We start from the raw sequence: 25,102 nt of genomic DNA, 5'->3' as shown, positions 1-25,102 counted from the left end.
ATTCCTATATTTTATTCATTTTAAACCCGGATTTATCTATGAAAAAAACATCCATTACGTTGCTTAGTCTTTTTATGACCTTATTACAGCAAATATCTGCACAGGTGCAGGATTTAAAATACGTAACCTCGTTAGGCAATGCAACAAATACGCTGATACGGGTAGAGGGCGCGGATAACATCCCCAATACAGGAGCTGGCCTTGAACTGTACTATTCAAACAACCAGGGCTACCTTCAAAGCCGCAACAGAACCGGAAATGTAAATACAATACTGAATCTTGCCGGTGCTGCTATCAATACCACTTCGAGAACCCTGATTAATTTTGCGCAGGACGATGGCAACACCGCATTACAGGTAAATGGTGGTATCAAAACTACCGGCTCTAACTACCGGATATTTACCGGTAACATTCTCTATGGCTACGGCACGATTGATCTTTCAGAAAATGGTAGTCGCAGGGTCTTTATGGGTTATAATGCAGCACCCACTACTAACTCGTACGCTACTTTTGGCGTTGTTGGTGATGATGGTACGGAAAGAGGAATCTATATACAGCGGGCTTCCGGTAATGTGGGTATCGGCACTCCAACCCCCAAGGCAACACTGGCAGTGAACGGAGATCTTTTTGCGAAAAAAGTGAGGGTAACACTTAGTGACTGGCCCGACTATGTTTTCCAGGACAATTACCAGCTCCCTTCATTACAGGCAATTGAAAAATACATTAATGAACACAAACATCTGCCGGATATGCCATCCGCAAAAAAGGTGATAGCAGATGGGCTCGATGTCGGGGAAATGAACAAAAAACTCCTGCAGAAAGTAGAAGAACTCACATTACATCTGATTCAACAACAGAAAGAAATTGAGGAACTAAAGGCCTGGAAGAACAGTATAAAAGATGAACAATTCCATAAGTAAGTTTTTGTTTAAAACAGGCCAGGGTCGGGAAATATAGACGCTAACTGGAATTGGCATAATCAAACAGTTTCGGTACACTGCCACAACCTGCCCCAAAAGCGGACGGCCGGTGTACCGAAAATGAACAATTCCCCATTCATCAAAAGCTGTAAATCAACCTCTTATCCATCGGCACCCTTTTTGGCCCCGGTTTTCCCTCAATATTTCCTGTTATTTATTTTATACCGACAGCCATGATAAGAAACTTCTTCAAAGTCGCTTACCGCAACCTGATGCGGAACAAGGGTTTTTCCTTCATTAATATCATGGGATTAGCTATTGGCATGGTTGCCGCAATGCTTATTATACTTTGGATACAGGACGAATTGCAATTTGATGAATTCCATAAGAACAAAGACAGGATATATGAGGTTTGGAACCGTGTGCCGATGGAAGGTAAAGTGCAATGCTGGAATGCAGTATCTGCTTTAACCGCGCGAGCACTGGAAAAAGACCTGCCTGAGATCGAACGCGCCGTACGGGTGACAAATGACAAAGCGCTCTTTTCCGTTGATGAGAAAAAAACGATCAGGGAAGGAAACATCGTCGATACTGGTTTCCTGCAGATGTTCAGCTTTCCGATGATAGCCGGCAATCCGGCCACAGCGCTGAATGACGTACACTCCGTGGTACTGACAGAAAATACAGCCAGGATCTTATTCGGCCATGAAGATCCACTTGGAAAAATCGTTAAAATAGAAAACGATGGCAGTTTTACGGTTACCGGCGTGGTGAAAGATCCACCGGGTAATACAAGGTTCAAATTCGATTATCTGTTACCCTGGTCTCATCTGAAACAAAAGGGCACCGACTTTGGCTGGAGCGACAATAGCACGCCTACTTACGTAATGCTAAAGCCCAATACCAGCATGGCCGTTGTAGCCGCTAAAGTAAAAAGCCTCAAGCAGCAGTACAGCGATGAAGCTAAAACCATGAAGTGGGAATTATTTATCTATCCTCTCAGCCGGTGGCGGCTGTATTCCAGCTTCACCAATGGCGTTGAAGACAACGGAGGCCGCATCACTTTCATAAAACTGTTTGGAATCATCGCCGGGTTCATCATACTGATTGCCTGCATCAATTTTATGAACCTTAGCACCGCCAGAAGCGAAAAGCGGGCTAAAGAAGTCGGGGTCCGGAAAGTAGTGGGTGCCCAGAAAGGTTCGCTGATCTGCCAGTTTATCGGAGAATCCATTTTCCTCGTTTTCCTGGCTGCAGTTGTAGCGATCATTATTGTTTATTTCTGTCTGCCTGCTTATAATCAACTTACCTACAAACAACTTTCAATCAATTTCGGTGACGGCTATACGTGGGCATCATTTGCCGCTTTTATCCTGTTCACTGGTTTATTGGCCGGTGGCTATCCGGCGTTTTTCCTATCTTCCTTCCGGCCTATTAAAGTATTGAAAGGAACCTATAAGAACGTCAATGCCTTGGTAACACCCAGGAAAATATTGGTAGTCTTACAATTCACGTTCGCCATTACACTGATCATCTGTACCATCGTCGTTAAACAACAAATAGACTACGGCCGCAACCGGGAAACCGGGTATAACAAAGACAACGTCATTTATCACTTCATGACGGGCGACTTGCCGAAAAATTACGAACTGCTCAAAAGGGATCTGCTGGCATCCGGCATTGCAAAATCCGTCACCAAAACAAACTCGCCACTCACCGAGCGGTGGAGCAATGGCTGGGGGCAAAACTGGGAGGGAAAAGCTCCTGACAACAAAACATCCTTCGACCGCTATCTGGCCGATGAGGGACTTGGCGCTACAGCGGGGTTACAATTTGTGCAAGGCCGGGACTTCGATCTGAAAAAATTCCCTACGGACTCAACAGGGCTGATCATTAATGAATCTGCGCTGAAAGTCATGCAGTTTAAAGATCCAATTGGTAAAACCGTAGGCGACCTGGGTATAAACTGGCATATTGTGGGAGTGATCAAAGACTTCATTCTGACCAGCCCTTATGAACCCACGCAGCCGCTGCTGATATGCGGTGCCAGGAGTAATTTTCTCCAGTTTAATGTGATACATGTCAAACTAAACGGGAGCAACAGCACCGCGGCAAATCTTAAAAAAATGGCCGCTATCTTCCAGCAATACAACCCTGATTATCCTTTCGATATCAAATTCGTAGATGCGGAATATGCCCGGAAGTTCGAAGACGAAACCCTTCAGGGCAAACTTGCCGGCCTGTTCGCGGGGCTTACTATATTTATTTCGTGCCTCGGCTTATTCGGGCTCGCTACTTATATGGCCGAGAACCGGATAAAAGAAATCGGACTGCGTAAAATATTAGGCGCCTCTGTGGCGAACATTACTACCTTACTCTCCGGGGATTTTGTGAAACTGGTAGGTATCTCTTTCCTTATAGCCGCGCCATTGGCCTGGTGGGGCATGTATAAATGGCTGCAGAATTATTCGTATAGAGTAGATATTGCCTGGTGGGTATTCGTTTTAGCAGGTGCATTGTCTGTGATGATTGCATTACTGACGGTCAGTTATCAGTCGATCAGGGCTGCAATGGCGAATCCGGTGAAGAGTTTGAAAGCGGAGTAGGGGGGATTATGGATTGGAGGCTTTAAATCATTTATAGGAAGAAATAATTATTCAAAGCAAATATCTACTTAAGATCCAACCTCTCTGCCCGCTCTCTAATGATTTTCTTATATTCAGCTTTGTCTCCTCTATTTAGAAAGCTAATGTCTATTAAATCATTTGCGTTAGATATAAATCGCTTTGCTCTTCTAAATAAGTTACCTATCTGACTATCATTCAGCAGGGCTGTTTTAAATGCAATTTCGAAATCTTTCTTTTTAATTTTCTTCTTTTTAGCATTCAATGTCAGCGCCAGATCTTCGTCATCTTCCGGCATTACCAATGCCGTAGAAACCATGTCATAAGTAGGAGAGAGCACGTAGCCCCCCCGCTCAGCTATATTTATTAGGGAGAAATTTTTTAGATGCATATCGGCATTCCCGGTAATGAAGCAGAAAAGTACCTGCTCAAAAAAATTTACTATATCCAATCCAGGTGCTTCTGAAAATTTTGAAATTACGCGCGCAACCTGTTCGTACGAACCCTTGTATTTATCCTCTGTTAAACGTTCCGATAACTGGCACATATCTTCCATATGGATTTTCTGCCCGTTCTTTCTGTCAATTCGTCTGGTAATATAAGCCAGGTTTCCCGACTTCATCCTAATAAGGCTATGCGGAACGGTTGCCATTCCCCAGAGCATTGCCAGATGCATCGTCAGATCTTCCACTATTGGAAGCGTTGGGAATCTTTCCATATGCGGCTTGAGGATATATTCACCACCAAGCGAGCCTATAATAGTGAGACGTTCATTTCCTGAATTATCATCCTCCATCAAACCCAGAGATAACTTCGGTTGTACTCCTGTTACTCCTATGTGACTATTTATGACTTTTTGAGCCAGCTCTTTCAGCTGATTTTCCGTATATGGCAATTCAGGAGGCTTAGAACTTCCAAAAATAAGTCTGCTGCAACGCGAATGAAAATCACCTTCGGAGCCTGATAATTCCTGATAGCAATAAAGACAACGATTAGTTTTCATCTTGTACTCCTGTTACAGGTTTAACACTAACAGCACCTATGCAGTCTTCACAACAAGCCAGCAATAAGCCCATCCTATCTCTAGCATTTAGTTTGAAATTTTTCTCTGCTATACTCAACAGCCATCCTTCCGGTATCAATCCATCAAAGAATGGAAACATTATCGTGCTGAAAAATGGGCGCTGCTGCAACGGTAATGTCTTACTAACAGATTCACTCTGTGGGCCAGACAGGTAAAGCTCATCATAAACAAACTCATATCCGCTTTCCGTTTCAAACAACCAACCTACCAATTGGTCATGCATATATATTTCCGCTTTTCTCATGATCTGGCTATTTGTACTGGCCCTAAAGAGTAACCAAATAATTTCAGTACCTGATTGACCTTATCAATACGTAAGGTATCCTTCTCGCCACCCTCAAGTTCCCGGATAAATCGTAACCCTACACCGGCCTTAAATGCTAACTCTTCCTGAGTCAGTCTCATTTGCCTGCGCTTTTCCCTTACAAACTGCGATGTTGTTGCCGGCAGCCCGTCAGTTGTATCACCATCAGTAATCTGCGCACCAATTGCATTTCTCATTACAGATTGAATTCCTCTGTCTCTGCCTTCCACAGTATCATACATCTCACTCACGCCGATAACCTGATCGTTTGTACCCTTCAGGTGGAAAAAATATTGACCGCTGGATGCCTTTAAAGATTCATACCGTTCCTTACGAGGACTATTGGCAATTACTGAATTTATCCCGTTAGATACAGCTGCCTTTGTAGAAAAGCTCTCACTGCTAAGTAAATGCTCTCCGTTACCCGCCTTGAGGATGAATTGATAACTGCCATTATATCTCTTCGTAATTACAAAATTGCCCATGGAATTTAGATCGTTATAATAAACCTCCTAAATTTAACGAAAACATTTTATACCCGTTCGGGTTTATTTTTCGACATTCCAATAAAAAATATACCCGTTCGGGTACAAGTAGATATAGATAACCATCAGACTAAATACGCAACTGCCTAAAATAACAGCTGGGATAATCTCAAATGTCGCCACTTTAAGTTATCACAGCTGTCATATTAAATCGTAATTATCCAAAGTATGTAATTACATACCTCTTGCCCTTTTTTAATTACAAACAATTATTCACCTTATTATGAATATCATCAATCCGGGCCTAGTTGTCGCAGCTCACTTCCTCAATTCCAGCGGTTTGTCCAACCACATCAGCTTTTGAGAGTTCGCGATCGCATAGATTCGGATAATATTTGAAATACCCGTGACAACTTATATGGCCAGGCATATACGACGATTCTCGTGCAAAGCGGTGCTACACTGAAGCTGACTGGCGCAAATTCAGGCCATCAGAGTTTGGTGCTCAAAAACCATCTCTAAAAAACTCCTCCATCGTCATCCCAAAAGCAGTCACCACTCTCACCAGGCTACTAAACCTCAAATCTTTTCCTTGCTCATATCTCCCAAACTGCGGATCAATAATCTGGGAATGTTAGTAGCAGATCTCATAGAATTTAATCAATCCGTTTTGAGGCCTATTGTATGCAAATGAAAAAAGGCTTTCCGCGTTAATCCGCTGAAAGCCTCTTTGTGTAGTGTGGTCCCACCAGGGCATGATCCTGGGACCCCCTGATTATGAGTCAGGTGCTCTAACCAACTGAGCTATAGGACCTGTTCCGAAGAACTAAATTTCCCTTTTTCAAGGGACGGCAAAATTAATTATTTTATTGAATTATCCTAAAAAAATTTTTACCCGCTACGCTTACGCCTACACTTAATAAATTTGTTCCCAACTCTGACTATATGCAAAATATCAAAAATATCATCTTCGACCTCGGTGGCGTGATCCTCAACATCAACTACCAGCTCACCAATGATGCCTTCACCAATCTCGGCGTCAAAAATTTTCATGAGCTCTATTCGCTATTCCATGGCTCTAACCTGTTCAACAACCTGGAAACCGGTCACATAACTGCACAGGAATTCGTTGCTGCCATGCACGAGCATCTCCCCGGGAATGTAACCGACGAACAAATCATCAATGCCTGGAATGCCATGCTGCTCGATTTCCCGCTGCAACGTCTGCAACTGCTGCAGCAACTCCGCCAGCATTATAATCTTTATCTGCTGAGCAATACCAACGCCATACACCTCAACGCATTCAATAAAATATTACAGGAAAGCAGGGGCATACCATCCCTTGGAAGCTTTTTCGACAAAGCCTATTACTCCCATCTGATGGGCTGCCGTAAACCGGAGAAGGAATCTTATCTCATGGTAATAAATGAAAACGGGCTGATAGCTGGTGAAACGCTTTTCGTCGATGACCTCCAGGCGAATATCGAAGGAGCTAACGCAGTGGGACTGCAAACCATCCACCTGCAGACGCCCAAAACAATACTGGATATTTTCCGCCCAAAAAATGCGGTATAAAAAAACCGGGCAGTTGCCCGGTCTTTTTTATTTTATTTCTTCAAAATCAATATAATCTCCTTTATCCACATTCTTTTTCGGAGGTGGGGGAGGATCTTGCTGCTGGTATGGCCCAGACTGCGGATCCTGATATTGCTGTCTCATATGTTCCTGCATATCAGTCATCTGCCTGCGCACCTGTTTCGCCACCCGGTATCCTGGTATGATCAGGTCAAACACCAGCTTATACAGCAGCCATGCCAGGAATATGGAAACGATGAATCTTAACATAATAGCACGAAGGTAGCTGAATATAGGTTCCGGGGGCCATAAAAGGGCGTTTTTTTAAGTTTTTTTTAACTTTCCTCTTTTACAGTCCCAGCAGTGCCGCCGATGCCAACGCCTCTTTCTTATTGAATTCCCACGAAAGCTTCCGGTAGTTGACGGCGTCTACAATAGTGCCGATGAAACAAAAACCAAGGGTCAGGAAGTAAATAATCCCCATGCCAATCTGATTCAGCAAGAAACGGTGAACACCGGCAGGTCCCAGAAAACCAATCAGGGCACATATAAGAATAGTTTGCGGATCTTTGCGCCGGCCCTGGTAAATTGTCAGGAATTTCTGCTTGTTCTCTACAGAGTAACCTTTAGTCAGTTCCTGTAACCACAGCATTTCCTCAGGCTGAATGCCCGGAAGCATCGCAAATGAAAAATCGTTCATAGAGTTGGGTTTATATTTGTTTTAAGTCTGTATACTGAAGTCTTGCCAATTGTAAAATCCGGTACAACAATACTACCACCACTACCGGCGACAACCAATGATGCTCAATGGCTGCCGACCATTGGCCATGTAAAAAATAATGAATACCATGTCCCAGACCACAACCCGGACAAAAAGGAATCCCCATCTGTTTCAAAATACACAAACTCCCCGCTTTTGCTTCCGGATTCATTATATATAACAGGGTCAATCCCAGGGGCCACACAATTAATTCTATATTTATTTTTCGAAAGATAGCGGAGCTCACATCAGATATTTTAAAAACACATATGAACGGTGGAGGCCTGTCTCATGTGATTATTTACCTACAAAGTAAAGAAATAGTTTTTCAATCAAAATAAAATCATAATTTTGTGTGAGGAAAAATGATTCAAACGAAGGGGACGAGATATTGTCCCCTTCGCGCTTTTTGTATGGCAAACGAACACGTGATAAAAACGATACGGGAAATTGCAGAAGGACTGCTGGTTGATCATCCCGACAATTTTTTGGTAGATATCAGAATTAAGCCCACTAACAACATAAAGCTCTTTCTGGATGGGGATAAAGGAGTACCAGTTGCCACACTGGTGTCTTTTAACCGTCAGTTATATCCTTTGCTGGAAGCGGCTGCACTGTTCCCCGATAACGATTTCTCCCTCGAGGTATCGTCTCCGGGCCTGGATGAACCGCTGAAACTACACAGACAATACCTCAAAAATATTGGTCGTAAAGTGGAAGTTACCCTGCTGGACGGTTCCGTTAAGGAAGGTACCCTGCTGGCCGTAACCGACGACGCTATCAATATCGAGGAGCTGGTGGGTAAAAAGAAAGAAAAGAAATCAACTGATTTAAAACTTAATGAAATAAAGCACACAAAAGTGTGCATCGTGTTTTAAAATATAACAAATAAACATGGCTAGTATTAACTTAATTGAGTCATTTACCGAGTTCAAGGAGGCGGAAAACATTGACCGTCCTACATTGATGAAGGTTCTGGAAGATGTGTTCAAAACGCTGCTGAGGAAAAAATATGGCTCAGATGAGAATTTTGACGTGATTGTAAATACCGAAAAAGGTGACTTGGAAATATTACGCCGTCGAACCATCGTTAATGATGGAGAAGTAGAAGATGACAACGCACAAATCGCATACTCCCAAGCTATTCTCGTAGAACCAGATTATCAGGTAGGCGAGGATTTATATGAAGAGGTAGAAATCATGGACTTTGGCCGCAGGGCCATCCTGGCTGCCAAACAAACGCTGTCTGCCCGCATTGGCGACCTGAAAAAGAATATCCTGGTTAAGAAATATGCTGATAAAGCCGGCGAAATTGTAACAGGGGAAGTTTACCAGGTTTGGAAAAAAGAAGTTTTATTGCTTGATGATGAAGGGAATGAATTAATTTTGCCTAAATCTGAACAGATCCCTACAGATTATTTCAAAAAAGGGGAAAATGTAAGAGCGGTGGTAAAAAAGGTAGAATTGAAAAACAACGCACCACTCATCATTCTCTCCCGCACACATCCATCCTTCCTTGCTAAATTGCTGGAAATTGAGGTGCCTGAGATCTTTGACGGGCTTATTGTCATCAAGAAAATTGTTCGCGAACCTGGTGAAAGAGCTAAAGTAGCCGTTGAATCGTACGACGACCGTATCGATCCGGTGGGCGCTTGTGTTGGTATGAAAGGTAGCCGCATCCACGGTATCGTGCGTGAACTCAGGAACGAAAACATTGATATCATCAACTTCACTACCAATATCCAGTTGTTAATTCAACGTTCCCTGACTCCTGCAAGGATCAGCCGCATGGAAGTGGATAACGAAAATAAATACGCCTCCGTTTACCTTAACCCTGACCAGGTATCACTGGCCATCGGTAAAAAAGGCGTCAATATCAAACTGGCTTGCGAATTAACCGGTTATGAGATAGATGTTTTCCGTGATGAAGTACAGGAACAGTCCGAATTTGACATCGATCTGGAAGAATTCTCAGATGAAATCGAAGAATGGATCATAGATGAACTTAAGCGAATAGGTTGTGACACTGCCCGCAGCGTATTAGAGCTGACCACTGAAGAACTGGTACGCCGTTCTGATCTGGAAGAAGAGACAGTGCAGGATGTAAGAAGAATATTACAGGAAGAGTTTGACAAAGAATAAAGCCGAGCCACAACCCTTCCCTGGCAAAGGCCTTATTAGAAAGGGAATTGATTTTTTCGAGTTATTGTTTAAACGTAAAAAAACGTCCCGTTTGGAAAAAACGGGAAACAGGGGAGGCCCGATATACGATATGCCTGAAACAACAAACAACACACCACGATTGCTCGCTGCAGCCAAAGAGTTTAATATTGGTAAGGAAACCCTCATCGATTTCCTTAGCAATAAAGGCTTCGATATGGGCGGCTTTGGTTCTCCAAATGCCCGCCTTACGGCTGTTATGTATACAGCTCTGCAGTCGGAGTTCCAGCAGGACAAGGCTAACAAGCGCAAAAGCGACCAGATAGCCCTGCCTAAAGGAAGCGTGTTAGAAACGATGAAGAAGAAAGAGAAGGAGGAAGCGGAAGCGGCGGCTAAGAAAAATACTACTAAAGAAGAAAACGCTGTTCCTGCCCCCTCTGCAGAAGCAGCCCGGCAGGAACCTAAAGCTGAGCCTCAACCGGCTCCTCCTAAAGAAACTGCCAAACAGGAACCTCAGGCGACTGTTGCTCCGGCAACTCCGCCCCCCGCTATGGAGAAAGCTGAACCGAAGCCGGAACCACCCGTTGTTACAGCTCCCCCTGTTGCGGAAGTTCCTAAAGCACCGGCTACGCCTCCACCTGCCGATGAAGTCGTGAAAACTGAAGCGCCTAAAATCAACGGCCCGAAAGTAATCACCACCATCGACCTGGATGCGCTTAACCGCAAAAAGAATGTTGCAAAAAAACCTGAACAGGATGAAACACCGGCCCCGCAGCCGGAAGCTGTCAAACCTCCGGTGAAAGAAGAAAAACCGGCCGTTACCACTGCTCCCGCTGCTGAAAAACAACCGGAACAACCTGCTCCCGTAAAGGATGTAACGCCTCCCGCAGCTGAAAAGCCAGCTGAAAAAGCCGAAACCGTGGCACCAGCCCCTAAAGCTGAAACCACCCCTCCGGCCGAAAAAGTAGCGAAAACAGAAAAAACCGATACGACAGATAACACGGAAAAAGCCGCACCGGTTGAAGATAAACCTGTAGTTAAAAAAGTGGAAGAAGTATTACAAGAGGCAAAACCGGCTGCAGTTAAAGAACCTGCGCAGATTCCTGTTAAACAAGTCGTAAAAACCGACAGCCGTAAACCCGCTACTGCCGAAAACACACCCCCAGCCCCTCCGGCGGCTCAACAGCCCCCCCAGGAAGATGCTGGTCCGGCTGTGATCGAAAACATCCAGGCCGAAAAATTAACCGGCCCGAAAGTAATCGGTAAAATCGAACTGCCTGTTCAATCCGACAGGCGCGATAATAATAAAAACAACTTCAACCGCGACGAAAAGCGTAAACGTAAACGCATCATCGTGGAGAAAAAACCAGAACCCGTTCAGCCGAAAGACTTTAAAGACGGCGACCGGAAAGAAGGTACTCATCAAGGCGAAAATCGTCATGGAAACCGCCCCGGACAACACCAGGGTGGCAAACCAGGTGATAACCGCCAGGATAATCGTCACGGAAACCGCCAGCATGGCGGCTCCAACACCGGCTCCAACCAGGGCGGCGGTAATTTCAATCGCCAGGGTGGACAAGGACAAGGCCAGGGTGGCAATTTCAACCGTCAGGGTGGACAAGGCCAGGGCGGTAATTTCAATCGCCAGGGCGGACAAGGTCAGCAAGGACAAGGCGGTGGTCACAGACAAGGCGGCCAGGGCGGCAACTTCAACCGTCAGGGTGGCGGCCAGGGTGGCCATAACAGACCCGGTCAGGGCGGCAATTTCAACAGGCCAGGCCAGGGCGGCGGATTCAATAGACCCGGCCATGGACACCGCGATGATAAACGCACTCCGGAAGAAAAAGAAATCGATACTAACGAGATCCAGAATAAGATCAAGGAAACAATGGCCAAACTCTCCGGTGGCGGTCGCGGTAAAAACGTGAAAGCTAAACACCGCAGAGAAAAACGTGAGGAAAGAGCCAACCTGAAATCCAACCAGGGCCAGGAAAACAACAAGCTCCAGGTTACAGAATTTGTTTCTGTAAGCGAACTGGCTACCCTGATGGATGTAAGCTTCGCTGAAGTAATCTCCAAATGTATGGGCCTCGGTATCATGGTGTCTATTAACCAACGCCTCGATGCAGAAGTAATTGAGCTCGTTGCCGGTGAATTCGGCTACGAAGTGGAATTCATTGGTCTCGAAGATGCCGAAGAAAGTGATGAGGTAGATGAAGCAGATGATCCGGCGGATCTAGTGCCCCGCGCTCCGATCGTGACTATCATGGGTCACGTAGACCACGGTAAAACCTCTCTGCTCGACTATATCCGCAACGCAAACGTTGTTGCTGGTGAAGCCGGCGGTATTACCCAGCACATCGGTGCTTACCAGGTAACCACTGCCAACGGTAAAAAAATCACCTTCCTCGATACCCCTGGTCACGAAGCGTTTACCGCTATGCGTGCCCGTGGTGCCAAAGCAGCCGATATCGCTGTAATCGTAATCGCTGCCGACGACGCTATTATGCCTCAGACAAGGGAAGCGATCTCCCACTCTCAGGCAGCCGGCCTGCCTATGGTATTCGCCATCAACAAGGTGGATAAAGACGGCGCCAACCCTGAGAAAATCAAAGAACAACTCGCTGGTATGAACCTCCTGGTGGAAGACTGGGGCGGTAAATATCAAAGCCAGGAAATATCTGCTAAGAGTGGACTGAATATCGATGTCCTGCTCGAAAAAATATTGCTGGAAGCTGAACTGCTGGAACTGAAAGCCAACCCGGACCGCGAAGGTGCTGGTAGCATCGTGGAAGCCACCCTCGATAAAGGCCGCGGTTACGTTGCTTCCCTGCTCGTACAAAATGGTACCCTCCGTCAGGGCGATACCATCGTATCAGGCTCCTTCTTCGGTAAGATCAAGGCGATGTTCAACGAACGTGGACAAAGACTCGATGAAGCCGGACCGTCAATGCCGGTACAGGTACTCGGTCTGAATGGTGCACCGCAGGCTGGTGAGAAATTCAAAATGTACCTCGACGAATCTGAAGCCAAGGAAGTGGCTAACCGCAGAGCCCAGATCGTTCGTGAACAAGGTATCCGTACCAAGAAACATATCACACTGGATGAAATCGGCCGCCGTCTGGCGCTGGGTAACTTCAAACAGCTGAACCTGATCATCAAAGCCGACTTTGACGGATCCGTGGAAGCGTTGAGCGACTCCCTCCAGAAACTGTCGACCGAAGAAATCGTTATCAGTATCGTTCACAAAGCCGTAGGTCAGATCACTGAATCCGATGTACTGCTGGCAACCGCTTCTGATGCGATCATCCTCGGATTCCAGGTGCGTCCTTCTTCTCAGGCAGCTAAACTCGCCGAGAAAGAAAATATCGAAATCCGGAACTACTCCATCATCTACGACGCCATCGAAGAAATCAAGAGCGCCATGGAAGGTATGCTGGAACCGAAAATCGAGAAGAAAGTGGTGTGCAACGTACAGGTACGCGAAACCTACAAGTTCGAAAAAGTTACTGTGGCAGGTTGCTTCGTTGTCGATGGCAAGCTGACAAGGAACACCCGCATCAATGTGGTTCGCGACGGTATCGTGGTATTCACAGGAGAGCTCGCTTCCCTGAAACGTTATAAAGACGATGTGAAGGAAGTACCCGCCAACATGGAGTGCGGTCTGAGTGTCCGTAACTTCAGCGACCTCAGGCCTAACGATATGATCGAAGGCTTTGAAGAAGTAGAAGTTAAAAGAACGCTTTAATGTATCCTGATTTAGGATAAAATACACATAGCCCGTAAAAAATATCTTAGAAAACTTTTATGTGTTTTTGAAAGATGTTTTTTACGGGTTTTTATTTTGACACATTCCTCGCAGGCATTTCCCCCGGGAGCGTTCTCTGGCAGTTACTGCCGGAGGTGCCGGGGTTTCATCTAAACTTTTGTTAAATCCGCCGACTTTCTCTATGTCTGTGAGCTTTAAATAATTATTTTTGGTCTTTACGCTTTTGTATGAAGAAACTTTTAGCATTTTCCGCAGGCGCTTTGCTCTTATGGCAGACTTCTTCGGCCCAGCAAAAATTGGTGGCAGATAAGATCATCGGGGTAGTAGGGGATAAGATCATCCTCAAATCCGATATGGATGGTGCCCTCGCTGATCAACAGCATAATTCTCCCGACGGCAACCTGGCTCCCGATGCTGCGTGCAAAACCCTGGAAATGCTGATTTCTCAAAAAGTAATGGTGTTACAGGCAGAACGCGATAGCTTACCTGTAAGCGATGGGGATGTGGAAGCACAGATGGAAAACCGTATCCGTTATTTCGAACAGATGTATGGCGGAAAGGAAAAAATGAAAGAAGTCACAGGATATACCATCTATCAACTGCGCGAACGCTTCCGTCAGCCCATCAAGGAAAACCTGCAGGCCACGGCCATGCGCAATAAGATTATCGAACCTGTGAAGGTAACCCCTTCAGAAGTGAAACGCCTCTTCGACGCCATCCCTAAGGATAGTCTCAAATTCTACGAATCAGAGCTGGAAATAGGTACCCTTGTATTGCAGCCCAAAGCTACCCGCGAAATGGATCAATACGCTATAGACAGGCTGCTGGAATTCAAAAAACGCGTCCAGAACAAGGAATCCGATTTCGGTTCCCTGGCAGTGTTGTACTCTGAAGATCCTGGTGTAAAGGATAACAAGGGAATTTATGTAATGAACCGTAGCGATAAAAACTGGGATCCCGACTTCCTGGCAGCGGCTTTCCGCTTGAAAGAAGGTGAGATCTCCAGCCCGATCAAGACCCAGTTTGGTTACCACCTGATCCAGATGATCAAACGCTCCGGCGATAACGTCACTGTTCAGCACATTCTCGTCAGGGCCGCAGTAACCAAATCCGACCTGGCTGCCAATACCGCTAAACTGGATTCCATCCGCAATCTGATCCTGAACAACAAAATGACCTTCTCTGAAGCCGTTACCAAGTTCAGCGACGCACCGAGCGCCAAATTCGACGGAGGTATGCTCCAGTCTAAAACCGGTGATGGTAGTACCCTCATTACTATCGACCAGCTCGACGATCCGGGTGAAAGAGAAATCGTAATGATGCTCGATACCCTGAAACCAGGTCATATCTCTGCTCCGACTCAGTTCACCGACGAAAACGGCCGCGCTGCGGTACGTATCGTATACCTGAAAACACGCACCCAACCACACAGGGAAAACCTGACCGACGACTACTCCCGCATTCAGCAACGTACATTGGATATCAAACGCGCAGAAGCCATCAATAAATGGCTGGTGGAAAAGATACCAACGTTTTATGTGCATGTGGACGACGAATACAAACAATGTAATCGTATCAGCCGGTGGATGGGAGCGCTGGCCAAACAATAAAGGAACTTCTTTTAATAGTAAAGCGGAGACCAATCGTCTCCGCTTTTTTTATGCGGGTACTTTCTCAACTGCCATCTAAACGCCTGACTCCAGGGGCTTGCAGCTAAACCGGTTTTCCACTTCACTTTTTACCCATTTTTTGGTGTACCTTTGCGACTTCAATTTTCTGCCATGAGTGATGCGATCAAACATGAATGCGGTCTGGCATTTATAAGATTAAGAAAGCCGTTTTCCTACTACCAACAAAAATATGGGAGCGTTTTCTATGGGCTGAACAAATTGTACCTGCTCATGGAAAAACAGCACAACAGGGGCCAGGATGGCGCCGGGCTGGCAACCGTAAAACTGAATACCGAACCGGGGGTTCCCTTTATGCATCGTTTCCGTAGTGCCGCCCCTCAGGCCATCGGCGATATCTTCGGAAAAATCCGCGACGAAATACACGAAATAGAAAGATACCAACCGGAGATCACCAAATACCCGGGCCTCATGAAAGGCCACGTCCGTTTCCTGGGCGAGCTTCTGATGGGCCATCTTCGCTACGCTACACAGGGTAAAAACAATGTTGAACTCTGCCACCCGTTCCTCCGCTATAACACCATCCCGGCCCGGAATCTTGCAATGGCCGGAAACTTCAACCTGGTAAACGCCGACGAACTTTTCAAATTCTCCAAAGCTGAACCAGGCGAAACACACAAAAACAGCGACCTCGCTGCTATGCTGGAAGTGGTACACCATTTCCTCGTAAAAGAAGATAACGACGGCACTTCCGAACTGGACATCAAAAAGATCCTGCAACAGGCATTTTCCATGTTCGACGGAGGCTATCATGCCTGCGGCCTTATCGGCTCCGGCGATGCTTTTGTTATCAGAGATGCTCACGGCATCCGCCCATCTTACTACTATATTAATGAAGACGTCATTGTTGCTGCTTCTGAAAGGGCTGCTATCCGTACCACCTTCAACGTGGGCGAAAATGAAGTACTGGAGCTGATGCCAGGCAATGCCCTCATCGTGAAAAATAACGGCGAATACGCCATAGAACAGATCCTCGAACCCAAAGAACGCAAAGCATGCAGCTTTGAAAGGATCTACTTCTCACGCGGTAACGACGAAAAGATCTATAAAGAACGTACTGCCCTGGGCCGCAATCTTTCAGCCACCGTGCTGAAAGCCATCGATAACGACCTTCGCAATACTATCTTCTCCTTTATCCCGAACACTGCGGAAATAGCCTTCTATGGCTTATTGAAAGGCCTGGAAGACTACCTGAACAAAATAAAAGTGGAGCGTATCCTTTCCTGGGGCAATGATTTCGACGCCGAAAAGCTGTCTGAAATGGTGAATCGCCGCATTCGTATTGATAAAATCGCTATCAAAGACGTAAAAATGCGTACGTTCATCACCGAAGATTCCAGCCGTAACGAGATGGTACAGCACGTGTACGATATCACCTACGGTACTGTAAGACCCGGCATCGACTCCCTTGTTGTAATCGACGACTCTATCGTACGTGGTACCACGCTAAAGGAAAGTATCATAAAGATGCTGGATCGCCTTGGCCCTAAAAAGCTCATCATTGTATCATCAGCCCCGCAAATCCGCTACCCGGACTGCTATGGTATCGATATGAGCAAAATGGGAGATTTCGTGGCATTCCAAGCCGCTATCGCCCTGCTGAAAGATCATGGCAAGGAATATATCCTCCAGGAAGCATATGGTTTATGCAAGGAACTGGCCCGTACCAACACCCTGCACGCCCAGAACGTCGTAAAAAATATCTACAAGCCTTTCACCCCTGAGCAGATTTCCGCCAAAATCGCGGAAATACTCACTCCTAAGGGTATAGGCGCCGAAATAGAACTCATCTATCAATCCATCGAAAGCCTCCACCAGGCATGTCCGAATAACCTGGGCGACTGGTACTTTACCGGTGATTATCCTACCCCGGGCGGTAACAGAGTGGTGAACAAGGCATTCATGAATTATATCGAAGGCAAGAACGAAAGAGGATACTAACGGCTGACCATAAAAAAAATGCAGCGGGGATTATCAGATAATCCTCGCTGCATTTTTTTTATGATTAGCTGCAAAAGGCCAATTGCTAAGTTAATTTTATCTTAAATAAGCCCCATAACTTACACATTATAAGTCTAACAAGTTATCTTCCTGTAAAATCAGTATTTTCGCCTCAGTTAACTATAGGTTTTCAGACCATGAAAACATTACTGCTAATACGTCATGCAAAATCCAGCTGGACGGATCCGGATATGGATGATTTTGACCGGCCACTCAACAAAAGGGGTAAGCAAAATGCTCCGGAAATGGCCAAAAGGCTTATTTCACGCGGTATGGTTCCGGAACTGATCATCTCGAGTCCGGCAAAAAGGGCAAGAACAACTGCCAAAATGATGGCCAGTGAGTGGAAATACCCCAAGCAAGCCATCCTGTTGGAAGAAGAACTCTACCTTTGTTATGCTGCCACCTTCCTGAAAGTAATTACCAAGATAGATGACGATTTTGGCGCAGTTGCCATTTTCGCGCATAATCCGGGAATTACTGATTTTGCCAATTATCTTACTGAAGAGATCAGAATAGACAATGTGCCTACCACCGGCATCTTTGGCATACAGGCCGATACCGATAGCTGGAAAGATTTTGATCTGGCTAAGAAAAAGTTCCTTTTCTTCGAGTACCCCCGGAAAGAGTAGTTCCCCTTTTAGTCCTTGACAATTTTATCGTAAGAGGCTATAATTCCCTTTATCAGTGAAGAACTGAATCCCTGGTGTTCCATCTCATTCAACCCTGCAATTGTACATCCTTTGGGAGTAGTGACCTTATCAATTTCTTCTTCCGGATGACGGTTTTCCCTGATCAGCAACTCTGCCGCTCCTTTCACCGTTTGAGCCGCAATAAGGCTCGCCGTACGCACATCGAACCCAATTTCAATGCCTCCCTGGATATTAGCCCTGATATAACGAAGTGCATAGGCAATACCGCATGCCCCCAGCACGGTGGCCGCATCCATCAGCTTTTCATCGATACTCACCGTAGCTCCCAGCTGATCGAACATGCTCTTTATATACCGGATCTGCTCTTCACTGGCATGCTTATGAGCTATACAGGTAATGGATTCCTGGATAGCGATCGCTGTATTAGGCATAGCCCGCACTACCGGCATACCGGGTACGATATGCTCGAGATCATCTATACTCACCCCTGTTACTACACTGATCAGTATATGCCTGGCCGGATCAAAGGAGCTCTTAAAACTCTGCAGTACCTCCCGCACATTGTACGGCTTTAAGGCTACCACGATCACTTCCGACTCACGGATAGCAATTGCATTATCCGTTTCAACCCTCACCCCGGCTTCTTTCAGCGCTGACAGGGTACTCGTGTTGCGTTTGGTGATAGTGATATCACCGGCCTTTGAAAAACCGCTCTTCAGCAATCCCTGGGCAATGGCCGTTCCCAGATTTCCTCCACCTATAATGGCTATTTTCCTGGTTGACATAAAAAGATAATTACATTATAAATCCTCCGGAAGGTATAACAAATGCCGCATCCATGCAAACGGTAACGATTCATTAACTTGCGGAGATGGAGGCATCACAGACGGCAACCGCGTTTTACGCCAGGATAAGGGAAGCATACCATCTCCCGGATACAGATGAAAAAATCCGTCAATACAGACAGATACTTGAAATCCTTTTCAGGGAGCTTACCCGGAAAGAAAGCCGTTCATTCGGTAACCTGTTTGCGCGGATGCAGTTTTATTTTGATCAGAACGCACTTCCTCCCGATATCCGTCAGCAACTGACAGCCTTAAGCATCCTAACGAATAAGGCTACACGCGGAATGTTCTCCTTGCAGGATACGGAACACCAGCTTTGTATCAGAGCCCTTTCAGAGGCCGTGGCCTGGTGTTTCCAGGTTGCGCCGCCCAACGATCTGCAGGAAATATATGCGCCGGCCGGCCAGCACAAACTATCTGTTACCTGGCAGCACCATTCCGGCACTCTTACCCTGATCAAGTGTATGGTCACTTCCGTTGGTACACTCCAAACCAGTGCCGATGGCCGTTACTCCATGCAGGTGGGCGCCCGGAACGACGAACAGGGTGATTTTCTGCTTTTGCTGGAAGATATGGACCCTGTGGCTATTTTATCACTACACCGGTTGTTACGCCCTTACGATACGATTCATGTGCTTAACTGCCGCCAGCTTAGTTCCGGCGAATATGCCGCTACTGCGGAAAGCCAGGTGGTGCTGGAACCGGACCTGCTGATCGATATCAGTGACCTTGCTGAATGTTTTACGCATAAAGGCCCCAACCGGCTACTGTACCTCGTGAAAAAGCTCACGCCTCAGCAATCCGGTCCGGCAGCATTCAAGGGCAACCTCGTCAATGCGCTGCTGGATGAGATGCTCCGCAACAACAATGTCGATTTCAAAACTTCCTTTGTAGAGGCAGTAGCCGAAAATGTATTGCAGGCAGCCGCCTACGGCCGGGAGGCCATCAATGAAATGTACCGCGATATCCGGCAGCAGCACTGGGGCAATCTGCACAATACTGTGAAAGAACTGCAGCATAAACCTGTGCGCATTGAGCCCACATTTTTTTCTGCATTGTATGGCCTTCAGGGGCGATTGGATCTGATGGCAGAAGACGATGCAGATGAACTCCGCAAGGAAATCTTTGAGCTCAAAAGCGGGAAATGCCCGGATTACAATACCTGGAAAAACCATGAAATGCAGGTGGTAGGCTATAACCTCCTGCTTCGTTCTGCTTTCGGCAGGCACCGGAAAGGTAGCTCTGCTATCCTGTATTCCGCTGCTGCTACCAACCCACTGCGGAACGTCAGCAGTACGCATCACTCGGAAAACGACCTGTTACTGCTACGCAACGAAGTAGTGGCCATGATGTTACGACTGGCTATCGGCGAAACAACCATATTATCCGGCATTACAGCTGCGGCCGCACAAGGCCTGCCTTCCTTCAGCGCTGCACACTTCGCCACATATGAGCAAGCCTGGCAAACAGCGCCACCTCTGGCAAAAGACTACTATCGTGAATTTCTCTCCTTCACACTGAGAGAGTATTTGCAGGCCAAATGTGGCATGTTCTCTGCCGTGGCCAGGGAAGACGATGCAGACGGATTCGCAGGACTATGGCTGCAACAGGAGAAAGACAAACTCCGTCACTTCAACATCATTCCCGGACTAAGGTTCCGGGAATTCGACAATACCAACAGCCTGGTTGTATTCGATATAGTCGTTCCCGTTAGCCACAATTTCCGGCAGGGCGACACCGCCATCATCTATCCCCGAACCAGCACTGAGCTGCAACCCATGCAGCAGCAGTTGCTGAAAGGCAGAATAGAAGACCTCGGCCGGGATCAGCTGAGCTTTTCCCTGAACAACCGGCAGATGACTCTGGATTTTTTCCGCCAGTTCGATGAATGGATCATAGAACATGACATCTATGAATCCAACTACTGGACCGCCGCTGCCGCACTCTTTCATGTCATTTCCCCTCCATACCGGGAAAGAATGAACCTGCTGCTGGGGCTAACTGCTCCCCGCCGGGAACCACTGACGTATGCGTGTCCGGCGATGTTCAACCCCAACCAGGAAATCATTGTACGGCAAGCATTGGAAGCCCGGGATTACTTCCTGTTACAAGGGCCACCCGGTACCGGTAAAACATCTTCCTTACTCACTACCATAGTAGGAGAGATGGTAAAACAAGGACGCAGCGTGGTGTTGGTGGCATTCACCAACAAAGCGGTAGACGAAATATGCCATAAACTCAGCGCCAGGGATATCAGTCATCTGCGGCTGGGCGGGCGTAATTCGGGTGCCTCACAGCTGTTGCGGGAATATTGCCTGAAAGGTTCACTGGATGATGCCCGCAAATTCATCACCGGCCAGCGGGTATTTGTGGCCACTGTAGCCACTATGACCTCGCGTCTGGATCAGCTGCTGATGATGGGTATACCGGCCGATACCCTGATCGTGGATGAAGCCTCGCAACTTACAGAGCCGCAGCTACTGGGGCTGCTGATGCCTTTCCGTAAATTTATCCTGATAGGAGATCAGAACCAGTTACCTCCGGTTGTTGCCCAGGAAGAATATTTTTGTGCCGTGCAGGCAGCATCCCTTCAATCGTTGGGCATCACCGACCTGCGTACAGCGCTCTTTGAGCGGTTGATGCATTGCTGTAAAAACCATCACTGGCACCATGCCTGGGGAATGCTGAACACTCATTTCCGGATGCACGATAATATAGCAGCACTGGTAAATCATTACTACGCCGGACAACTTTCTTCGGGCAGGCCGGAGCAACAGGCGGCATTCGAAATGCCAGCCCATCCAACCACGCAGGGTTGGGAACGTATCCTTTCTCTGGGGAGGAAAGTGTTTATTCCCAGCCCGTACGAAGCTACTTCCAAGATGAACAAAACGGAGGCCCAATGGGTGGCTTCTTTGCTGCAATACCTCAAACGCCGCCATGGGTCCGGTTTTTCGAAAGATACAGTAGGAGTGGTGACGCCATGGAGAACGCAGATCAGCCTGATCCGCACATTGATCGGGGAAGACGACGACCTTGCCAGCATTAATATTGATACCGTGGAACGCTTCCAGGGAGCGGAAAACGACATTATCATCGTTTCACTGGCGGTTTATCATGCTGCACAGGTGAATACCCTGCAATGCCTGGGGCAGTTCAGCTGGGAGGAGAAGAACATTGAGGTCGACAGAAAGCTGCTGGTAACGTTGTCGCGTGCACGAAAACAGGTAATCGTGCTGGGCCATGAGCCGGTTTTACAGCACAGTGCCCACTACCGGAAGATGCTGGGCGAAATGATGAGGGCAGATTTGTAAGGACTGCTACAAATAACTATGGCCATACATATAGCATGGCCATAGTTCAGACAACATCATTTATGATCAGTCCTGGCAAACCAGGCGTTAATCCACTGTTACATGCCCCCAGTTCTCTCCGCTCTTGATGCGGTAAAGCTGCATTTCGCTGATATCGAACTGTTCGGCAATTTGTTTCATTGTTTTCTTGCCTGGTTTATTCAACAGGCGTTTGATACTCTTCACTTTGGTAATGTTCAGCTTCAATCCTTTCAAACGATTGCGCTGCTTTTCTTTATAGGCCAGCTTGGCCGGGCTTTTCTGCTGGTGCTCTTCCATTTCCTCCTTCGTTGCCCATTGAAGGTTGGATGCTTTATTGTTCTTTTTATCGTAGTCGAGGTGGATCACATATTTATGCGACCGCCCTGACCTTTTACTAAAGAGTTTAGCCACTTCCCTGTGCAGGTAGAGTGATTGGTAAGTATCTGCCGGTTTTACGTTCAATACCGTATACCCTTCTACGGTAGAACCCGTGAGTAACTTGCCGTCTTCTGTACTTTCATGATAACTGATCACTCTCCCCATGTTAGAAACAGCGTATTTTTTACGCAGGGCAGATTTGTTTTTAATCTGTAAGTCTTTCCAGACTTCATTTTTCAGATTTTTAAATGTGGTCATGTGAAAGTAATTTTTGTTTTTTTTACGTCCTGGGGTGTATCCGTTTATCCGTAAACGTTACAGCCGGCCATTTCATTATCTGCCGGCAGAAAATCCTGTGCGGCTAACTGGGGAGCAGCTCTTTCGAAAATATGATCCTTGTATTGCAGTACTACCGCATCTAATACGTCCTCTATTTCTGCTAATGTATTTAAAGTTACTAATTGTTGTCGGAATTCCTTTATATGCGGCAAACCTTTGAGATAATTTGTATAATGCCGGCGCATTTCCAGTATACCAACTACTTCCCCTTTCCAGGCAACTGATTGGTGAAGATGCTTTTTACAAACTTCCACTCTTTCTAAAACAGTTGGTAAAGGCAAATGTTCGCCCGTCTTCATAAAATGCTTTATTTCCCTGAAAACCCAGGGATATCCGATAGCTGCGCGGCCGATCATAATGCCATCTACCCCGTATTTCTGTCTGGCGGCTATTGCCTGCTCCGGCGTACATATGTCACCGTTACCAAAGATAGGGATTTGTATGCGTGGATTATTCTTTACTTTTCCGATCAGCGTCCAGTCGGCGCTTCCTTTATACATTTGGGTACGGGTACGGCCGTGAATGGTGAGGGCTTTGATTCCCACATCCTGCAGCCTTTCCGCCACGTCTTCGATATTCTTGGTTTCCTCATCCCAACCCAGGCGGGTTTTAATGGTCACCGGCAGTTTGGTGGCTTTTACTACAGCTGCCGTAAGCTTTACCATCTTGGGAATATCCTTCAATATACCGGCACCGGCTCCCTTACAGGCCACTTTCTTCACCGGACAGCCAAAATTAATATCCAGCAGATCCGGGTTGGTAGCTTCCACAATCTGGGCGGCCAGTGAAAGCGACTCTTCATCCCCGCCAAAGATCTGTATACCAACAGGCCGTTCGTAATCAAAAATATCCAGCTTCTTCCGGCTTTTTATGGCATCACGTATCAGCCCCTCCGAAGATATGAACTCGGTATACATGAGGTCAGCCCCATTATCTTTACATACCGCACGGAATGGCGGATCGCTCACATCTTCCATGGGCGCCAGCAATAAAGGGAATTCTCCTAGTTCAATATTTCCTATCTTCACCATAATTTACATAGCCACAGCGGTTTTCGCTATAGTTATTATTTTTATATTTTATATACTATTTCTATTACAAGCAGGTTTCCTTGCAGTGACAGTCAAATTTACAAGCGGTCCGGATGGTCCGTCAGTAACTGCAAAAACTGAATTTCGCGGTGTAAATTTACGCAAATTTAATACAGTAATTTCTTATGACCGGTTATCTGAAACAGTCTCCCGTTTTAATGCAGTTCGTTACCTTCCTCGGTTTCTTCTTTGGGTTCTTTGCCATATACCTGTTCGCGTTGGGGCTGATCACCCCGGGTATCACCGGTCAAAGCCTGGAAGCCCTCCAAAATGGAGCACTGGTAAATCCTAACTTCATCGGCTATCTGAAAATAACACAATTCTTTTACTCTATTGTAGCATTCTTTGTACCAGCGGCGCTTTTTGCCTACCTGTGGCAACCTTATCCCATGACTTACCTGGGGCTGAAACCTGCCCCCAAAGGCATTCAGGTAGTGCTGGCGCTGGTGGCAATATATGGATGCCTGATAATAGCCAGCCCTCTGGGGGAGTGGAATAAAACCTGGCCGGTTCCGGATGCAGTGAAAGATGCGGCCGCCCTGGCAGAGAAATTACTGGAAGTTTTTCTGAAGATGCCCACCATCACCGACCTCCTCATTAACCTGGTGCTGATCGCCATTGTTCCTGCCATTGCGGAAGAATTCTTTTTCAGGGGCGTATTACAGCGCCTGTTAATCAAGGCCACCCGGAATGTGTGGATCGGTGTATTCATTGCTTCAGTAATATTCAGCGCCATCCATGGGGATATATTGGGCTTTATGCCCAGGCTGCTGCTGGGCATAGGGCTGGGCGCCATCTATGTTTTCAGCGGAAACCTCTGGCTGGCCATATATGCGCATATCCTCGTTAACGGGATGCAGGTATTGATGTTATACCTGTTCCAACATGGGATGCTGAAAGAAGACCCGGCGAAAGACGGAACCGTTGAATGGTATTACGTAGCCCTGGCGATCCCTGTTACTATTGGTGTGTTTTGGGCGTTACGGAAGAAATCCGATCCAATGCCCATGATCGACCCGGTAGAAGCAGCAACAGATAAAGTAGACGAAATTGGGAATAATGACGAGATTTGATCCTTCTAAAGCTAATAG

19 protein-coding genes and 1 tRNA gene are annotated in these 25,102 nt (G+C 46.6%); 11 read left to right on the top strand and 9 right to left on the bottom strand.

What is annotated here, in order from left to right:
• The first annotated feature begins 38 nt into the window (after positions 1–38).
• Both UNH61_RS30005 and UNH61_RS30000 read left to right on the top strand, forming a co-directional pair.
• Positions 39–920 carry a hypothetical protein gene (locus UNH61_RS30005; protein ID WP_326995710.1) on the top strand — a complete coding sequence of 294 codons (882 nt, stop codon included), beginning with the start codon at positions 39–41 and terminating at the stop codon, positions 918–920.
• Between the two features lie 233 nt (positions 921–1,153).
• Entirely contained in the window at positions 1,154–3,526 is a 2,373-nt protein-coding gene (locus UNH61_RS30000; RefSeq protein WP_326995709.1) for an ABC transporter permease, read from the top strand.
• A gap of 64 nt (positions 3,527–3,590) precedes the next feature.
• On the opposite strand, the gene UNH61_RS29995 is transcribed toward UNH61_RS30000, so the two are convergent.
• From UNH61_RS29995 to UNH61_RS29980, 4 genes are all read right to left on the bottom strand, one after another.
• The gene (locus tag UNH61_RS29995) at positions 3,591–4,547 is read right to left on the bottom strand and encodes a HipA domain-containing protein (protein ID WP_326995708.1); all 957 of its coding nucleotides are present in this window, start codon (positions 4,545–4,547) and stop codon (positions 3,591–3,593) included.
• Entirely contained in the window at positions 4,537–4,872 is a 336-nt protein-coding gene (locus UNH61_RS29990) for a HipA N-terminal domain-containing protein (RefSeq protein ID WP_326995707.1), read from the bottom strand. The genes UNH61_RS29995 and UNH61_RS29990 overlap by 11 nt, the downstream gene beginning before the upstream one ends.
• Positions 4,869–5,417, bottom strand: coding sequence for a DUF1508 domain-containing protein (locus UNH61_RS29985; RefSeq protein ID WP_326995706.1), 549 nt, complete (start codon positions 5,415–5,417; stop codon positions 4,869–4,871). The genes UNH61_RS29990 and UNH61_RS29985 overlap by 4 nt, the downstream gene beginning before the upstream one ends.
• A gap of 740 nt (positions 5,418–6,157) precedes the next feature.
• Positions 6,158–6,231 (bottom strand) — tRNA-Ile (locus tag UNH61_RS29980).
• A gap of 131 nt (positions 6,232–6,362) precedes the next feature.
• On the opposite strand from UNH61_RS29980, the gene UNH61_RS29975 reads away from it, so the two are divergent.
• Positions 6,363–6,992, top strand: coding sequence for an HAD family phosphatase (locus UNH61_RS29975; RefSeq protein WP_326995705.1), 630 nt, complete (start codon positions 6,363–6,365; stop codon positions 6,990–6,992).
• 27 nt (positions 6,993–7,019) lie between these two features.
• Here the strand turns inward: UNH61_RS29975 and UNH61_RS29970 are convergent, their stop codons facing one another.
• Positions 7,020–7,265: a hypothetical protein gene (locus UNH61_RS29970; RefSeq protein ID WP_326996177.1), complete on the bottom strand. Its 246-nt coding sequence runs from the start codon at positions 7,263–7,265 to the stop codon at positions 7,020–7,022.
• Positions 7,266–7,341: 76 nt separating this feature from the next.
• Positions 7,342–7,692 carry a TM2 domain-containing protein gene (locus UNH61_RS29965; RefSeq protein ID WP_326995704.1) on the bottom strand — a complete coding sequence of 117 codons (351 nt, stop codon included), beginning with the start codon at positions 7,690–7,692 and terminating at the stop codon, positions 7,342–7,344.
• Between the two features lie 473 nt (positions 7,693–8,165).
• Between UNH61_RS29965 and UNH61_RS29960 the strand changes: the two genes are divergently transcribed.
• The 6 genes from UNH61_RS29960 (at position 8,166) to UNH61_RS29935 (ending at position 18,002) form a co-directional block, all read left to right on the top strand.
• Positions 8,166–8,630 carry a ribosome maturation factor gene (locus tag UNH61_RS29960; protein ID WP_326995703.1) on the top strand — a complete coding sequence of 155 codons (465 nt, stop codon included), beginning with the start codon at positions 8,166–8,168 and terminating at the stop codon, positions 8,628–8,630.
• Positions 8,631–8,646: 16 nt separating this feature from the next.
• Complete coding sequence (nusA, locus tag UNH61_RS29955; protein ID WP_326995702.1) at positions 8,647–9,894, top strand: transcription termination factor NusA; 1,248 nt, start codon at positions 8,647–8,649, stop codon at positions 9,892–9,894.
• A 91-nt stretch (positions 9,895–9,985) separates the two neighbouring features.
• Positions 9,986–13,660 (top strand): translation initiation factor IF-2, encoded by a 3,675-nt coding sequence (gene infB, locus UNH61_RS29950; protein ID WP_326995700.1) that lies wholly within the window; start codon positions 9,986–9,988, stop codon positions 13,658–13,660.
• 248 nt (positions 13,661–13,908) lie between these two features.
• Complete coding sequence (locus UNH61_RS29945; protein ID WP_326995699.1) at positions 13,909–15,291, top strand: peptidylprolyl isomerase; 1,383 nt, start codon at positions 13,909–13,911, stop codon at positions 15,289–15,291.
• Positions 15,292–15,582: 291 nt separating this feature from the next.
• On the top strand, positions 15,583–17,310 hold the full coding sequence (locus tag UNH61_RS29940; RefSeq protein WP_339070511.1) for an amidophosphoribosyltransferase: 1,728 nt from the start codon (positions 15,583–15,585) through the stop codon (positions 17,308–17,310).
• Positions 17,311–17,507: 197 nt separating this feature from the next.
• Positions 17,508–18,002, top strand: coding sequence for a histidine phosphatase family protein (locus tag UNH61_RS29935; protein WP_326995697.1), 495 nt, complete (start codon positions 17,508–17,510; stop codon positions 18,000–18,002).
• Between the two features lie 8 nt (positions 18,003–18,010).
• Here the strand turns inward: UNH61_RS29935 and proC are convergent, their stop codons facing one another.
• Positions 18,011–18,808, bottom strand: coding sequence for a pyrroline-5-carboxylate reductase (proC, locus tag UNH61_RS29930; RefSeq protein ID WP_326995695.1), 798 nt, complete (start codon positions 18,806–18,808; stop codon positions 18,011–18,013).
• An 86-nt stretch (positions 18,809–18,894) separates the two neighbouring features.
• Between proC and UNH61_RS29925 the strand changes: the two genes are divergently transcribed.
• Complete coding sequence (locus tag UNH61_RS29925) at positions 18,895–22,182, top strand: AAA domain-containing protein (protein WP_326995694.1); 3,288 nt, start codon at positions 18,895–18,897, stop codon at positions 22,180–22,182.
• Positions 22,183–22,269: 87 nt separating this feature from the next.
• On the opposite strand, the gene UNH61_RS29920 is transcribed toward UNH61_RS29925, so the two are convergent.
• Positions 22,270–22,839 (bottom strand): NUMOD4 domain-containing protein, encoded by a 570-nt coding sequence (locus tag UNH61_RS29920; RefSeq protein ID WP_326995693.1) that lies wholly within the window; start codon positions 22,837–22,839, stop codon positions 22,270–22,272.
• A 44-nt stretch (positions 22,840–22,883) separates the two neighbouring features.
• Entirely contained in the window at positions 22,884–23,951 is a 1,068-nt protein-coding gene (dusB, locus tag UNH61_RS29915; RefSeq protein ID WP_326995692.1) for a tRNA dihydrouridine synthase DusB, read from the bottom strand.
• 185 nt (positions 23,952–24,136) lie between these two features.
• Here dusB and UNH61_RS29910 point away from each other — a divergent pair, with 185 nt between their 5' ends.
• Positions 24,137–25,084, top strand: coding sequence for a type II CAAX endopeptidase family protein (locus UNH61_RS29910; RefSeq protein ID WP_326995691.1), 948 nt, complete (start codon positions 24,137–24,139; stop codon positions 25,082–25,084).
• Positions 25,085–25,102: the final 18 nt, after the last annotated feature.

It is taken from the genome of Chitinophaga sp. 180180018-3 (genome assembly GCF_037893185.1).
Taxonomy (GTDB): Bacteria; Bacteroidota; Bacteroidia; order Chitinophagales; family Chitinophagaceae; genus Chitinophaga.
This window is presented reverse-complemented; position numbering and strand designations above follow the sequence as displayed.

Bases quoted from the DNA above. Each gene is read 5' to 3' on its own strand.
- UNH61_RS29975 (WP_326995705.1), top strand. From the start codon at position 6,363: ATGCAAAATATCAAAAATATCATCTTCGACCTCGGTGGCGTGATCCTC.
- UNH61_RS29995 (WP_326995708.1), bottom strand. From the start codon at position 4,547: ATGAAAACTAATCGTTGTCTTTATTGCTATCAGGAATTATCAGGCTCC.
- UNH61_RS29990 (WP_326995707.1), bottom strand. From the start codon at position 4,872: ATGAGAAAAGCGGAAATATATATGCATGACCAATTGGTAGGTTGGTTG.
- UNH61_RS29985 (WP_326995706.1), bottom strand. From the start codon at position 5,417: ATGGGCAATTTTGTAATTACGAAGAGATATAATGGCAGTTATCAATTC.
- UNH61_RS29910 (WP_326995691.1), top strand. From the start codon at position 24,137: ATGACCGGTTATCTGAAACAGTCTCCCGTTTTAATGCAGTTCGTTACC.
- UNH61_RS29920 (WP_326995693.1), bottom strand. From the start codon at position 22,839: ATGACCACATTTAAAAATCTGAAAAATGAAGTCTGGAAAGACTTACAG.
- UNH61_RS29965 (WP_326995704.1), bottom strand. From the start codon at position 7,692: ATGAACGATTTTTCATTTGCGATGCTTCCGGGCATTCAGCCTGAGGAA.
- proC (WP_326995695.1), bottom strand. From the start codon at position 18,808: ATGTCAACCAGGAAAATAGCCATTATAGGTGGAGGAAATCTGGGAACG.
- dusB (WP_326995692.1), bottom strand. From the start codon at position 23,951: ATGGTGAAGATAGGAAATATTGAACTAGGAGAATTCCCTTTATTGCTG.
- UNH61_RS29925 (WP_326995694.1), top strand. From the start codon at position 18,895: ATGGAGGCATCACAGACGGCAACCGCGTTTTACGCCAGGATAAGGGAA.
- UNH61_RS29935 (WP_326995697.1), top strand. From the start codon at position 17,508: ATGAAAACATTACTGCTAATACGTCATGCAAAATCCAGCTGGACGGAT.
- UNH61_RS30005 (WP_326995710.1), top strand. From the start codon at position 39: ATGAAAAAAACATCCATTACGTTGCTTAGTCTTTTTATGACCTTATTA.
- UNH61_RS29945 (WP_326995699.1), top strand. From the start codon at position 13,909: ATGAAGAAACTTTTAGCATTTTCCGCAGGCGCTTTGCTCTTATGGCAG.
- nusA (WP_326995702.1), top strand. From the start codon at position 8,647: ATGGCTAGTATTAACTTAATTGAGTCATTTACCGAGTTCAAGGAGGCG.
- UNH61_RS29960 (WP_326995703.1), top strand. From the start codon at position 8,166: ATGGCAAACGAACACGTGATAAAAACGATACGGGAAATTGCAGAAGGA.
- UNH61_RS29940 (WP_339070511.1), top strand. From the start codon at position 15,583: ATGGAAAAACAGCACAACAGGGGCCAGGATGGCGCCGGGCTGGCAACC.
- UNH61_RS30000 (WP_326995709.1), top strand. From the start codon at position 1,154: ATGATAAGAAACTTCTTCAAAGTCGCTTACCGCAACCTGATGCGGAAC.